5 protein-coding genes, 1 tRNA gene and 2 rRNA genes (1 of these 8 running past the window's edge) are annotated in these 15,128 nt (G+C 68.8%); 7 read left to right on the plus strand and 1 reads right to left on the minus strand.

Features of this window, described 5'->3' with window-relative positions; all coding sequences use genetic code 11:
- The 4 genes from S1361_RS28470 to S1361_RS28485 form a co-directional block, all read left to right on the plus strand.
- Positions 1 to 1,418, plus strand: a 23S ribosomal RNA gene (locus S1361_RS28470); it begins 1,703 nt to the left of the window's first position.
- Between the two features lie 70 nt (positions 1,419 to 1,488).
- A 5S ribosomal RNA gene (gene rrf, locus S1361_RS28475) occupies positions 1,489 to 1,605 on the plus strand.
- A gap of 113 nt (positions 1,606 to 1,718) precedes the next feature.
- Positions 1,719 to 2,381, plus strand: coding sequence for a DegT/DnrJ/EryC1/StrS family aminotransferase (locus tag S1361_RS28480; RefSeq protein ID WP_208036805.1), 663 nt, complete (start codon positions 1,719 to 1,721; stop codon positions 2,379 to 2,381).
- Positions 2,382 to 2,465: 84 nt separating this feature from the next.
- Positions 2,466 to 2,538, plus strand: a tRNA-Thr gene (locus S1361_RS28485).
- A gap of 46 nt (positions 2,539 to 2,584) precedes the next feature.
- Here S1361_RS28485 and S1361_RS28490 read toward each other — a convergent pair.
- A complete protein-coding gene (locus S1361_RS28490; protein WP_208034759.1) occupies positions 2,585 to 5,344 on the minus strand; it encodes a SpoIIE family protein phosphatase in 2,760 nt (919 codons plus the stop codon).
- Between the two features lie 411 nt (positions 5,345 to 5,755).
- On the opposite strand from S1361_RS28490, the gene S1361_RS28495 reads away from it, so the two are divergent.
- From S1361_RS28495 to S1361_RS28505, 3 genes are all read left to right on the plus strand, one after another.
- Positions 5,756 to 11,218: a HAMP domain-containing protein gene (locus S1361_RS28495; protein ID WP_208034760.1), complete on the plus strand. Its 5,463-nt coding sequence runs from the start codon at positions 5,756 to 5,758 to the stop codon at positions 11,216 to 11,218.
- Between the two features lie 282 nt (positions 11,219 to 11,500).
- Positions 11,501 to 12,181 (plus strand): response regulator, encoded by a 681-nt coding sequence (locus tag S1361_RS28500; protein ID WP_208034761.1) that lies wholly within the window; start codon positions 11,501 to 11,503, stop codon positions 12,179 to 12,181.
- A 124-nt stretch (positions 12,182 to 12,305) separates the two neighbouring features.
- Entirely contained in the window at positions 12,306 to 15,050 is a 2,745-nt protein-coding gene (locus S1361_RS28505; protein ID WP_208034762.1) for a DNA translocase FtsK, read from the plus strand.
- The last annotated feature ends 78 nt before the right edge of the window (positions 15,051 to 15,128 follow it).

The following is a 15,128-nucleotide window of genomic DNA, read 5'->3' on the forward strand; positions in this document are numbered from 1 at the left end:
GGTAGGTAAATCCGCCTGGCAATAGTCTGAGACCTGATGCCGAGCCGATTGTGGTGAAGTGGATGATCCTATGCTGTCGAGAAAAGCCTCTAGCGAGTTTCATGGCGGCCCGTACCCTAAACCGACTCAGGTGGTCAGGTAGAGAATACCGAGGCGTTCGGGTGAACTATGGTTAAGGAACTCGGCAAAATGCCCCCGTAACTTCGGGAGAAGGGGGGCCACGCCTGGTGATCGGATTTACTCCGTGAGCTGGGGGTGGCCGCAGAGACCAGCGAGAAGCGACTGTTTACTAAAAACACAGGTCCGTGCGAAGCCGTAAGGCGATGTATACGGACTGACGCCTGCCCGGTGCTGGAACGTTAAGGGGACCGGTTAGCTCACTTTCGGGTGGGCGAAGCTGAGAACTTAAGCGCCAGTAAACGGCGGTGGTAACTATAACCATCCTAAGGTAGCGAAATTCCTTGTCGGGTAAGTTCCGACCTGCACGAATGGCGTAACGACTTCTCGACTGTCTCAACCATAGGCCCGGTGAAATTGCACTACGAGTAAAGATGCTCGTTTCGCGCAGCAGGACGGAAAGACCCCGGGACCTTTACTACAGTTTGATATTGGTGTTCGGTTCGGCTTGTGTAGGATAGCTGGGAGACTGTGAAGCAGGCACGCCAGTGTTTGTGGAGTCGTCGTTGAAATACCAGTCTGGTCGTGCTGGATGTCTAACCTGGGTCCGTGATCCGGATCAGGGACAGTGTCTGATGGGTAGTTTAACTGGGGCGGTTGCCTCCTAAAGGGTAACGGAGGCGCCCAAAGGTTCCCTCAGCCTGGTTGGCAATCAGGTGTTGAGTGTAAGTGCACAAGGGAGCTTGACTGTGAGACCGACGGGTCGAGCAGGGACGAAAGTCGGGACTAGTGATCCGGCGGTGGCTTGTGGAAGCGCCGTCGCTCAACGGATAAAAGGTACCCCGGGGATAACAGGCTGATCTTCCCCAAGAGTCCATATCGACGGGATGGTTTGGCACCTCGATGTCGGCTCGTCGCATCCTGGGGCTGGAGTCGGTCCCAAGGGTTGGGCTGTTCGCCCATTAAAGCGGTACGCGAGCTGGGTTTAGAACGTCGTGAGACAGTTCGGTCCCTATCCGCTGTGCGCGTAGGAGTCTTGAGAAGGGCTGTCCCTAGTACGAGAGGACCGGGACGGACGAACCTCTGGTGTGCCAGTTGTTCTGCCAAGGGCATGGCTGGTTGGCTACGTTCGGGAGGGATAACCGCTGAAAGCATCTAAGCGGGAAGCCTGCTTCGAGATGAGGACTCCCACCCACTTGATGGGGTAAGGCTCCCAGTAGACGACTGGGTTGATAGGCCGGATCTGGAAGCACGGTAACGTGTGGAGGTGACCGGTACTAATAGGCCGAGGGCTTGTCCTCAGTTGCTCGCGTCCACTGTGTTGGTTCTGAAACCACGAACAGCCAACGGTTGTTGATTGTTTCATAGTGTTTCGGTGGTCATAGCGTGAGGGAAACGCCCGGTTACATACCGAACCCGGAAGCTAAGCCTCACAGCGCCGATGGTACTGCAGGGGGGACCCTGTGGGAGAGTAGGACGCCGCCGAACAATTTTTGAAAGGTCGGATCCTGAACTTCGGTTCGGGGTCCGGCCTTTTTCTGTTGTGCGTAACGTGAAGTTCACGTTGCGCGCCCAGCATCCCAGACATGGGAACTGCAGCAATGCTCAGGGCCGCCGGCGTCGGAGCCGGTGACGAGGTCGTCGTACCGGCCTTCGGGAACGTCGAGGTCGCCGAGGCCGTGACCCTGACCGGTGCGCTCCCGGTGTTCGCCGACATAGACCCGGTGACCTACTGCCTGGACGCGGACGCGGTCGAGGCGGCCGTAACGTCCCGTACGGCGGCGGTCGTTGCCGTACACCGCTTCGGCCGGCGTGCCGACATCGGGCGGTTGCACGCGCTCGGGCAGCGGCACGGGCTGCTGGTCCTGGAGCAGGGCGAGTCCGAGGCGCCGTACGACGAGATAGCGCAGCGCAGGCAGCGGGCCGCCTATCTCGACGCCAAGTTGAAGGGCGTACGGACGCCCGACGGCGGGGCCGGGCACACCTATCAGCAGTACGTCGTGCGGGTGCCGGGCAACGGCCGGCCGGACCGGGACGCCTTCGCACGGGCCCTGCGGGCCAGGGGAGTCGAGTGCCGGGTGCCGGTGAAGACGCCCGTGCACCGGCTGCCGGAGTTCCGTCGGTACGTGTCGCTGCCGGAGACCGAGGCGGCCGCCGACGAGACGCTGGCGCTGCCCGTGGACGCCGCGCTCACCAAGCGGGAGATGCACCGTGTCGTGTCCGCCTGCAACGCCCTGGGCGGTCTGCTTCAGCCCGCCTTCTGACCGGGCACCGAACGAATTTGGGAACTGAGGCCCGCTCGGGGTACAGTTTCTTCGTCGCCGCGAGGGAAACCTCGAAAACGACAGGCCCCTATAGCTCAGTCGGCAGAGCGTCTCCATGGTAAGGAGAAGGTCAACGGTTCGATTCCGTTTGGGGGCTCCGACAAAAGGCCCCACCCTTTCGGGTGGGGCCTTTTCGTGCTTCCTCACGCCTCCTTGTGGATGCCCGGAACCCGCATCGCCAGAATGGCCATGTCATCTGAGGGGGCGTCCGAGGCGAAGCGCTCGACCGCGCGCATGATGCGGGCCGCGACCGCGCCCGCCGTCAGACCCGTGCACGTCGTGAGGACGTCGGCGAGGCCGTCGTCGCCCAGCATGCGCGTGCCCTCCCGCCGTTCGGTGACGCCGTCCGTGACGCAGAGCAGGACGTCACCCGGGTCGAGGCTGACCGTCTCCTCGTACAGCTCCAGGTCTTCGATGACGCCCAGCAGCGGCTGCGGTTCGGCCGCCGCCGTCACCGTGCCGTCCTGGCGCAGGCGCAGCGGGAGCGGATGGCCGGCGCAGACCACCTTCAGCTCGGCGCTGCCGTCCTCCTGCGGGCGCAGCTCGCCGTAGAGCAGGGTCAGGAAGCGGCTGCGGTCGCCCTCGTCGAGGATCGCGGAGTTCAGGCGCTCCAGCACGGCCGGGCCGGACAGGCCCTCGCGGGCCAGCAGGCGCAGGGCGTGCCGGGCCAGGCCGGTGACGGCCGCCGCGTTGGGGCCCGTACCGCAGACGTCGCCGATGGCGAAGCCGTACGCGCCGTTGCCGATGGGGAAGAGGTCGTAGAAGTCACCGCCGACCTCGTTGCCCTCGCCGGCCGCACGGTAGATGACCTCGACCTCCACGCCGTCGATCTGCGGCAGGCCCGGCGGGAGCAGGCTGCGCTGGAGGGACTGGCTGATGGCCGTGCGCTCGGAGTAGAGGCGGGCGTTGTCCAGGGCGAGGGCGGCCCGGCGGCTCAGGTCCTCGGCCAGTTCCAGGATCTCCTGCCGGAAGTGCTCGTCGGTGGGCTTGCCGAGGGTCAGCATCCCGATGACGCGGTTGCGGGCGACGAGCGGCAGGACGACCGTCTCGCCGCCGACCGCGGAGGCAGTGGCGAGCGTCGGGCCGATGCCGGAGGAGACCCGGTGCGTGGGGCCGCCGGCCAGGCCGAGGCTGCGCATGGAACTGCGCAGGGCCGCCTGGTGGGCGACCTCGGCGGGAGCGGTCCACACGCGGGCGCCGGGCGTCGGTACCGGGTCCGGCGGGGGGATCTTCGACAGCAACGACTTGATGCCGTCGATGAGTTCCTCGTCCTCGTGCAGGACGTAGGACAGGTAGGGCTCGGATGCCTGGTCGGCGATGGTGTACACCGCGCACCAGGTGGCCAGCGTCGGGACCGTCATCTGGGCCATCAGGGCCAGCGTCTGGTCCCGGTCCAGGGTGCCGGCCAGCAGGTCGGAGGCCTCGACGAGGAAGCTGAGGGAGCCGCGGCGCAGCCGTTCCAGCTCGCCGAGGCGGGCGGACTCGACGGCCAGGGCGATGCGGTCGGCGGCGAACTGCAGGCGCAGCGCCTCCTCGTTGGTGTACCGGCCGGGCGCCTCGGCGGCGACGCCGAGGGAGCCGGTGAGGCGGCCCTCGACCTTCAGCGGGACCGTGACGACCGAGCGCATGCCGGTGCCGGCGAGCAGGGGTACGGCGCCGGGGACGGCGGCGAGGTCGTCGTGGACGGCGGGCATGCGGGCGGAGCCGTAGCGGCCGGGGCCCGCCTCGACGGGCACACGCGCGAAGCGCTGGCGGGCGGAGGGCAGGCCGGTGGAGGCGCGGACCTCTAGCTCCGTCTCGTCGTCGGTGGCGAGCAGCAGGAACGCGGAGTCGCCGTCGAGCATGTCGCGGGCGCGTTCCACCGTGCGCTGGAGGAGGCCGTCGAGGTCGTCCGGGGCGGGGGAGCCGATGAACACCTCGAAGGGGTCGGCGTTCTGCCCGTCGGAGGCCGGGGACTGGTCGGTGGCCGGGACGCGGGACGGCGTCTGCAGGACGGCGCGTTCGTGGTCCCGGACCAGGAGGCAGACGGTGGAGGGTTCGCCGCCGGTGTCACGGACCCGGAGGTGGGAGGCGTACACCTGGGCCACCCGGCCGTCGGCGCCACGGATGCCGTAGGTGCCCTCCCAGCGGGAGAGCTGGAGGGCCTCGGCGATGCCGGTGCCGGTGCCCGGCGTGTGCGGCCAGGCGGCCAGCTCGGTGAGGGGTTTGCCGATGACGGCGGCCGCCGGGTAGCCGAACAGTTCCTCCGCGTCCTCGTTCCAGGCGCTGATGCCGCCCTTCCGGTCGACCTGGAGGACGGCGACGCGGACCCGGCCGTCGGCCAGGGGGAGGAGGTCGGCGGGCAGGGCCGGTCCGGCGGTGCGGGTGCCGACCGGGCGTTCGGGCAGGTCGAGGTGGAACCAGACGTTCTTGTGGGTGGGGGTGTAGTCCACGCCCCAGCGGGTGGCCAGGGCCGCGCAGAGCTGGAGGCCGCGGCCGCCCTCCCGGTCGGGGCTGCCCATGGTGGCGGGGGAGCCCTGGAGCGGGACCTCGCGCTCGGGGTAGCGGTCGGAGACCTCGATGCGCACGCCGTCCTCGGTGCGCAGGCACAGCAGGTCCGCGTGCGTGCCCGCGTGGACGACGGCGTTGGTCACCAGTTCGCTGGTGAGGACGACCGCGTCGTCGACGATGTCGGCGAAGCCCCAGCCCTGGAGGGTGTCGCGGACGAAGGACCGGGCGGTCGCGACCGATCGTCCGACGGGCTCGAAACTGGCAGCCGCGCGCGCGGTGATCACAGAACTCCTCGGCCGGTTGTCGACATGCAGGGCTGCGGGGCCGGCCGGCTCGCGCCGCTGCTGCGGCATCGGCTCGCCCGTCGGCTGTGGCTCCGGGGGCTGTCCCCCGGGGATCAGTCCGGTGGTCATGGTGTCCGGCCGCCCCTCCGATGCCCGCTCGTACTCGTGCCACCGCCCAGGCCGGTCGGACCGGTGCGGCTGGACAGCCGCATGCAAGGTTACTTACCTTCGCCGTCCGAGCGGATGCCGGTCGGAGGTGTTTACGCCCCCAGGGTGTGCGGACGATGTGCGAAGGTGCCGAACTGTTATGGCCTGGTTCGGCCGGGGTGAAACACTGGGCAGGCTTCTGATGGAGGTCGGGTCGGGCTGCGTGTGTTCCGTGTACGGCGGGCAGCAGAGCCTGGTGTGGCCGGATCCCGTCTGGCAGATATACGCAGCAGTAACCGGTACGCGGAAGTAACCGGTATGCCGATGACCGGCACGCCGGGGCCGAAGCGGCCGAGCACAGCAGTAACGGTCTACCCCTCCGGGAGGGACACAGTGGAGTCTGGCGCGGCGACGCGAGGCACGAAGACGCGCGCGAAAGGCGGACCGTCCCTGGGCAGGAGCGGCGGCACCACCGCCGTGGACACGGCTGCCCTGAACCGGCTGCTGGCGGCTCTGGTGTCGATGCGGGACGGGAACTTCCGCAAGCGGCTCACGGTGTCCGGCGACGGTGTGATGTCGGAGATCGCGGCCGTCTTCAACGAGGTGGCCGACCGGAATCTGCATCTGACCGGTGAGCTGGCGCGGGTGCGGCGCATGGTGGGACGTGAGGGAAAGCTCACGGAGCGGCTGGAGACGGGGGCCTGCGAGGGCTCGTGGGCGGCGGCCATCGACCACTCCAACGCGCTGGTGGACGATCTGGTCTGGCCGGTGTCCGAGGTCAGCCGGGTGCTCACGGCGGTCGCCGAGGGCGATCTGTCGCCCCGGATGGAGCTGCGGACGCAGGCGCCGGACGACGGCGCGGGCCATCCGCTGCGGGGTGAGTTCCTGAAGGTCGGCCGCACCGTCAACAACCTGGTCGACCAGTTGTCGACGTTCACGGACGAGGTCACGCGCGTGGCCAGCGAGGTCGGCACCGAGGGCAAGCTCGGCGGTCAGGCCCGGGTGCGCGGTATGTCCGGTTCGTGGAAGGACCTGACCGAGTCCGTCAACACGATGGCGGACCGGCTGACCGCCCAGGTGCGCGACATCGCGCTGGTGACCACGGCGGTCGCCAAGGGTGATCTGTCCCGGAAGGTGACCGTCCATGTCGCCGGCGAGATGCTGGAGCTGAAGAACACCGTCAACACGATGGTGGACCAGCTGTCGGCCTTCTCCTCCGAGGTCACGCGAGTGGCCCGGGAGGTGGGTACCGAGGGCATCCTGGGCGGCCGGGCGCAGGTGCCCGAGGTCGCCGGCGTGTGGAAGGAGCTGACCGACTCCGTCAACACGATGGCGGGGAACCTCACCGCGCAGGTGCGCGGGATCTCTCAGGTCACGACGGCGGTCGCGAACGGTGACCTGTCGCAGAAGGTGACCGTCCCCGCGCGCGGGGAGGTCGCGCAGCTCGCCGAGACCATCAACCAGATGACCGAGACGCTGCGGATCTTCGCGGACGAGGTCACCCGGGTGGCGAACGAGGTCGGCGCGGAGGGCCGGCTCGGCGGGCAGGCGAACGTGCCGGGGGCGGCCGGGACCTGGAAGGACCTGACGGACTCCGTCAACACGGTCTTCCGGAACCTGACCACGCAGGTGCGGGACATCGCCGCCGTGACGACCGCGGTCGCCAGTGGTGACCTGTCGCAGAAGGTCACCGTCGACGTGGCGGGCGAGATGCTGGAGCTGAAGAACACCGTCAACGGGATGGTGGACCAGCTGTCGGCGTTCGGTGCCGAGGTGACGCGGGTCGCGCGGGAGATCGGTGTCGAGGGTGAGCTGGGCGGCCAGGCGCAGGTGCCGGGGGCGGCCGGTACCTGGAAGGACTTGACGGACTCCGTCAACACCGCGTTCCGCAACCTCACCGGGCAGGTGCGCAACATCGCCCAGGTGACGACGGCGGTGGCCAACGGCGACCTGTCGCAGAAGGTCACCGTGGACGTGTCCGGTGAGATGCTCCAGCTGAAGAACACCGTGAACACGATGGTGGACCAGCTGTCGAGCTTCGCGGACCAGGTGACGCGGATGGCCCGGGACGTGGGTACGGAGGGCCGCCTCGGCGGTCAGGCGCGGGTGGACGGCGTCTCCGGTACGTGGAAGGAGTTGACGGACTCCGTCAACTTCATGGCCGGCAACCTGACGTCCCAGGTGCGGCAGATCGCCCAGGTGACGACGGCGGTGGCGCGCGGTGACCTGTCGCAGAAGATCGATGTCGACGCGCGCGGCGAGATCCTCGAGCTGAAGAACACGATCAACACGATGGTCGATCAGCTGTCCGCCTTCGCCGACCAGGTGACCCGGGTCGCCCGGGACGTGGGTACGGAGGGCCGCCTCGGCGGTCAGGCGCAGGTGCCGGGTGTCGCGGGTGTGTGGCGGGACCTGACGGATTCCGTGAACGGCATGGCCGGCAACCTGACGGCCCAGGTGCGCAACATCGCGCAGGTCGCCACGGCCGTGGCGCGTGGTGACCTCTCGCAGAAGATCACCGTGGACGCGCGCGGGGAGATCCTGGAGCTGAAGAACACCCTGAACACGATGGTCGACCAGCTGTCGTCGTTCGCCCAGGAGGTCACGCGGGTGGCCCGTGAGGTGGGTACGGAGGGCATCCTCGGCGGTCAGGCCGAGGTGCAGGGTGTCTCCGGCACCTGGAAGGACCTCACGCAGTCCGTGAACTTCATGGCGAACAACCTGACCATCCAGGTGCGCAACATCGCCGAGGTGACGACGGCGGTCGCCAAGGGTGACCTGTCGAAGAAGATCACTGTTGACGCCAAGGGTGAGATCCTTGAGCTCGTCACGACGGTCAACACCATGGTTGATCAGCTGTCGAGCTTCGCCGAGCAGGTGACCCGGGTGGCCCGTGAGGTGGGTACCGAGGGCATCCTGGGCGGTCAGGCGCACGTGCCGGGCGTGACCGGTATCTGGAAGGACCTCAGCAACAACGTCAACCTGATGGCCAACAACCTGACCATGCAGGTGCGGAACATCTCCCAGGTGGCCGCGGCGGTCGCCAACGGTGACCTCACGCGGCAGGTGACGATCGAGGCGCGCGGCGAGGTCGCGCAGCTCGCCGACACCATCAACACCATGGTGAAGACGCTGAGTTCGTTCGCCGACCAGGTCACCAAGGTGGCCCGCGAGGTGGGTACGGACGGCATCCTGGGCGGTCAGGCGCATGTGCCCGGTGTGGCCGGTACCTGGAAGGACCTCACCGAGTCGGTGAACCAGATGGCGTCCAACCTGACCGGTCAGGTGCGGAACATTGCCATGGTCACCACGGCGATCGCCAAGGGTGACCTGACCAAGAAGATCGACATTGACGCCCGCGGTGAGATCCTTGAGCTGAAGACGACGATCAACACGATGGTTGACCAGCTGTCGAGCTTCGCCGAAGAGGTCACGCGAGTGGCCCGTGAGGTGGGCACGGAAGGCCAGCTGGGCGGTCAGGCCCGCGTGCGGGACGTCGACGGCACCTGGCGCGACCTGACCGAGTCCGTGAACGAGATGGCCGGGAACCTGACCCGGCAGGTGCGTGCCATCGCGCGCGTGGCGACCGCGGTGACCCGTGGTGACCTGAACCTGAAGATCGACGTGGACGCGTCCGGCGAGATCCAGGAGCTGCAGGACTACATCAACAAGATGATCGCCAACCTGCGGGACACCACGATCGCCAACAAGGAGCAGGACTGGCTCAAGGGCAACCTGGCCCGCATCTCCGCCCTCATGCAGGGCCGCCGGGACCTGGAGGACGTGGCCTCGCTGATCATGAGCGAGCTGACGCCGGTGGTGTCCGCGCAGCACGGCGCGTTCTTCCTGGCGATGCCCCTGATGGACGGCAAGGACGTCGGCAACGGCGAGGACGACTACGAGCTGCGGATGCTGGGCTCGTACGGCTACTCGATGGGCTCCATGCCGACGTCGTTCCGGCCCGGTGAGGCGCTGATCGGCACGGCCGCCCAGGAGAAGCGCACGATCCTCGTGGACCGGGCGCCCAGCGGCTACCTGAAGATCTCCTCCGGGCTCGGCGAGGCGCCGCCGGCGCAGGTGATCGTGCTGCCGGTGCTGTTCGAGGGCAAGGTGCTCGGCGTGATCGAGCTGGCGTCCTTCACGCCGTTCACGCAGATCCAGAAGGACTTCCTCAACCAGATCGCCGAGATGATCGCGACCAGCGTCAACACCATCTCGGTCAACACCAAGACCGAACAGCTGCTCAAGCAGTCGCAGGAGCTGACCGAGCAGCTCCGGGAGCGGTCGGCCGAGCTGGAGAACCGGCAGAAGGCGCTGCAGGCCTCCAACGCGGAGCTGGAGGAGAAGGCCGAGCTGCTGGCCCGGCAGAACCGGGACATCGAGGTGAAGAACACCGAGATCGAGGAGGCCCGGCAGGTCCTGGAGGAGCGCGCCGAGCAGCTCGCGGTCTCCATGCGCTACAAGAGCGAGTTCCTCGCCAACATGTCGCACGAGCTGCGCACCCCGCTCAACTCGCTGCTCATCCTGGCGAAGCTGCTCGCGGACAACGCCGAGGGCAACCTCTCGCCGAAGCAGGTGGAGTTCGCCGAGACGATCCACGGCGCCGGTTCCGACCTGCTCCAGCTGATCAACGACATCCTGGACCTGTCGAAGGTCGAGGCGGGCAAGATGGACGTCTCGCCGACGCGCATCGCGCTCGTCCAGCTCGTGGACTACGTCGAGGCCACCTTCCGTCCGCTGACCGCGGAGAAGGGCCTGGACCTGTCCGTACGGGTCTCCCCGGAGCTGCCGGCCACCCTGCACACCGACGAGCAGCGGCTGTTGCAGGTGCTGCGCAACCTGCTGTCGAACGCGGTGAAGTTCACCGACTCCGGGTCGGTGGAGCTGGTGATCCGGCCGGCCGGCGCGGCCGTGCCGGCGGGCATCCGCGAGCAGCTGCTGGAGGCCGGTTCGCTGACCGATCCGGACGGGCCGCTGATCGCGTTCTCGGTGACGGACACCGGTATCGGCATCGCGGCCAGCAAGATGCGGGTGATCTTCGAGGCGTTCAAGCAGGCGGACGGCACCACGAGCCGCAAGTACGGCGGCACCGGCCTCGGCCTGTCGATCTCCAGGGAGATCGCGCAGCTGCTCGGCGGCGAGATCCACGCGCAGAGCGAACCGGGCCGCGGTTCGACGTTCACGCTGTACCTGCCGCTGCACCCGAGCGAACTGCCGCCGCAGGGCTACCAGCAGTCCGTGCCCGCGCTGGAGGCCGGCGACCTGGTCGCCGCCACCGAGGCGCGCCTGTCCTCCGAGCTGTCCGCGGCGGAGATCGAGACGCCGGCGGAGGTGAAGTCGTACCAGGAGACGCAGAACGGTCCCGCCGCGCTCTTCAGGCGCCGGCGGCGGACTCTGCCGCAGGAGACGCAGCGGTCCGAGCAGTGGACGGCCGTCCCGGAGCAGGAGCGTGCGCCGCAGCAGGGCCGCGCGGTGCGGTTCGGCGGCGAGAAGGTGCTGATCGTCGACGACGACATCCGCAACGTGTTCGCGCTCACCAGTGTCCTGGAACAGCACGGCCTGTCGGTGCTGTACGCCGAGAACGGCCGCGAGGGCATCGAGGTGCTGGAGCAGCACGACGACGTGGCGGTCGTCCTGATGGACATCATGATGCCCGAGATGGACGGGTACGCGACGACCACCGCGATCCGCAGGATGCCGCAGTTCGCGGGGCTGCCGATCATCGCGCTCACGGCGAAGGCGATGAAGGGCGACCGGGAGAAGGCGATCGAGTCGGGGGCGTCCGACTACGTCACCAAGCCGGTCGACCCGGACCACCTGCTGGCGGTGATGCGCCAGTGGATGAGTGCGGAGTGAGCATGGCCGGCGGCGCGGCCGGGCATGCGGCACATGCCGGGGGAACCTCCGGCGGGTGCCGGGAGTTGCTGCATGATGAAGGCCGGAAGCGCGCGGAAGGCCGGATTCCGGGAACTGTCCGGGGCTCGGCCGCGTTTCCGGTACGTGCACAGTGACATCGCGGTGACAGGGTGTGGCGACAGGCGGGGTGCGGCTACGATGACCGGCACAAGGACGGGCGGCGAAAGGGAGTCGTCCCCTGGGGCGGCGCCCGGTGTACCGCCGGGGCGAGGAGGGCGGGCCATGGTGCAGAAGGCCAAGATCCTCCTGGTCGATGACCGGCCGGAGAATCTGCTGGCGCTGGAGGCCATCCTCTCTGCGCTCGATCAGACGCTGGTTCGGGCATCGAGCGGGGAGGAAGCGCTCAAAGCACTGCTCACGGACGATTTCGCGGTCATTCTGCTGGATGTCCAGATGCCGGGCATGGACGGGTTCGAGACCGCCGCGCACATCAAGCGGCGCGAGCGGACCCGGGACATCCCGATCATCTTCCTGACGGCGATCAACCACGGCCCGCACCACACCTTCCGGGGCTATGCGGCGGGCGCGGTGGACTACATCTCCAAGCCGTTCGACCCGTGGGTGCTGCGCGCGAAGGTCTCGGTCTTCGTCGAGCTGTACATGAAGAACTGCCAGCTCCGAGAGCAGGCGGCGCTCCTGCGCCTGCAGTTGGAGGGCGGCGGCAAGGGCGGGGCCGCCGGCAAGGAGTCGGCCGGGCTGCTCGCCGAGCTGTCCGCGCGGCTCGCGGCCGTCGAGGAGCAGGCGGAGGCGCTGTCCAAGCAGCTGGACGACGACTCCGCGGACGCGGCGGCGGTGGCCACGGCGGCTCATCTGGAGCGCAAGCTCACCGGGCTGCGCCGCGCTCTCGACGCGCTGGAGCCGGGCTCGGACGGCGCGGGTGCCTCGGTGCCCTCGCAGAACTGACCCACGCCCCGACCGCAGTTGCGGATGAGTGTGCGTCAGTTCCGGGCCCCGGCAAGCACGACACGAACGGGTGAAGCTGTGGGCACACGTGTCCGCCGCCGTCTCCCCCGGTAATCTCACATCCATGGCCTCACGTCCCTCCGCAGCCAAGAAGCAGCCCGCCAAGAAGGCGGCTGCTCCCGTGAAGGCTCCGGCGAAGAAGGCCGCCGCGAAGAGGGTCCCGGCAAAGAAGGCGCCCGCCAGGAAGGCCGCGGTGAAGAAGGCCGCGCCCGCGAAGCCGGCACCCAGCCCCACCGGGGGCGTGTACCGGCTGGTGCGCGCCCTCTGGCTCGGCCTCGCGCACGCCGTCGGCGCCGTCTTCCGCGGCATAGGGCAGGGCGCGAAGAACCTGGACCCGGCCCACCGCAAGGACGGCGTCGCGCTGCTGCTGTTCGCTGTCGCGCTGATCGTCGCCGCCGGTACCTGGGCGGACCTGCGCGGCCCCGTCGGCGACCTGGTCGAGATCCTGGTCACCGGCGCCTTCGGCCGGCTCGACCTGCTGGTGCCGATACTGCTCGCGGTGATCGCCGTACGGTTCGTGCGGCACCCGGAGAAGCCGGAGGCCAACGGGCGGATCGTGATCGGCCTGTCCGCGCTCGTCATCGGCGTGCTCGGCCAGGTCCACATCGCCTGCGGCTCGCCCGCGCGCAGCGCCGGCATGCAGGGCATAAGGGACGCCGGCGGCCTCATCGGCTGGGCGGCGGCCACCCCGCTGACCTACACCATGAGCGAGGTACTCGCCGTACCCCTGCTGGTGCTGCTGACGGTCTTCGGACTGCTCGTGGTGACCGCCACCCCGGTCAACGCCGTCCCGCAGCGGCTGCGCACGCTCGGTGTGCACCTGGGAGTGCTGCACGATCCCGAGGCGGACCGGCTCGTCCTGGACGACGAGGGCTACGACGAGCAGTGGCGCGAGACGACGCCCGCGCGCCCGCGCAGGCGCGCAGGCGCACCTCGGGCGTACGACCCGGAGCGCGCCGAGGAGGAGGCCCTCACGCAGCGCCGCGGGCGGCCCAGGCGCTCCGCGGTGCCACAGCCGGACCCGCAGCGGCAGCTGGACGCCGTGGACGTCGCCGCCGCCGCGGCAGCCGCGCTCGACGGTGCCGTGCAGCACGGCATGCCACCGTCCCCGCTCGTCGCCGACCTCACCCAGGGGGTGAGCGTGGGCGAACGCGAGGACACCACCCCGGTGCCCACACCGGCGCCCGCGCCCACGCCCGCACCGGCGGCGGTCCCGGCCGCCCGCCCCAGGCAGGAGAAACTCAGCACCGGCAGCGTCCCCGACCTCACCAAGAAGGCCCCCGACGAGCCCCGCGACCTGCCCGCGCGCGCGGAGCAGCTCCAGCTGTCCGGCGACATCACCTACGCGCTGCCCTCGCTGGACCTGCTGACCCGCGGCGGCCCGGGCAAGGCGCGCAGCGCCGCCAACGACGCCGTCGTCGCCTCGCTCACCCAGGTCTTCACCGAGTTCAAGGTCGACGCGGCCGTCACCGGCTTCACCCGCGGCCCGACGGTCACCCGTTACGAGGTCGAGCTGGGCCCCGCCGTGAAGGTCGAGCGGATCACCGCGCTGACCAAGAACATCGCCTACGCCGTCGCCAGCCCGGACGTGCGGATCATCAGCCCCATCCCCGGCAAGTCCGCGGTGGGCATCGAGATCCCGAACACCGACCGGGAGATGGTCAACCTCGGCGACGTGCTGCGTCTGGCGGAGTCCGCCGAGGACGACGACCCGATGCTGGTGGCCTTCGGCAAGGACGTCGAGGGCGGGTACGTCATGCACTCGCTGGCGAAGATGCCGCACATGCTGGTCGCCGGCGCCACCGGCTCCGGCAAGTCGTCCTGCATCAACTGCCTGATCACCTCGGTCATGATGCGGGCGACGCCGGAGGACGTCCGGATGATCCTGGTCGACCCCAAGCGGGTCGAGCTGACCGCCTACGAGGGCATCCCGCACCTGATCACGCCGATCATCACCAACCCCAAGCGGGCCGCCGAGGCGCTGCAGTGGGTGGTCCGGGAGATGGACCTCAGGTACGACGACCTGGCCGCCTACGGGTACCGGCACATCGACGACTTCAACCGCGCGGTGCGCGAGGGCAAGGTCAAGCCGCCCGAGGGCAGCGAGCGGGAGCTGCAGCCGTACCCGTACCTGCTGGTGATCGTGGACGAGCTGGCGGACCTGATGATGGTGGCCCCGCGTGACGTCGAGGACGCGATCGTGCGCATCACGCAGCTCGCGCGCGCGGCCGGCATCCACCTGGTCCTCGCCACCCAGCGTCCGTCGGTCGACGTGGTCACGGGTCTGATCAAGGCCAACGTGCCCTCCCGGCTCGCCTTCGCCACCTCCTCGCTCGCCGACTCCCGGGTGATCCTCGACCAGCCCGGCGCCGAGAAGCTGATCGGCAAGGGCGACGGCCTGTTCCTGCCGATGGGCGCGAACAAGCCGACCCGTATGCAGGGCGCCTTCGTGACCGAGGAGGAGGTCGCGGCCGTCGTCCGGCACTGCAAGGAGCAGATGGCGCCCGTCTTCCGGGACGACGTCACCGTGGGCACCAAGCAGAAGAAGGAGATCGACGAGGACATCGGCGACGACCTGGACCTGCTGTGCCAGGCGGCCGAGCTGGTCGTCTCCACCCAGTTCGGGTCGACCTCGATGCTCCAGCGCAAGCTGCGCGTCGGCTTCGCCAAGGCCGGACGGCTCATGGACCTCATGGAGTCCCGCAACATCGTGGGACCGAGCGAGGGCTCCAAGGCGCGTGACGTCCTGGTGAAACCCGACGAGCTGGACGGTGTGCTCGCCGTGATTCGCGGGGAGTCCGAAGGGTGAGTGACGAAGGGCCGTTCGGCGGAAGTGGGTTACGTCGGCCGGCCGGATCGCCGTGATCCACCTGTTAGATGTCGGTGA

It is taken from the genome of Streptomyces cyanogenus (assembly GCF_017526105.1).
Lineage (GTDB): Bacteria > Actinomycetota > Actinomycetes > Streptomycetales > Streptomycetaceae > Streptomyces > Streptomyces cyanogenus.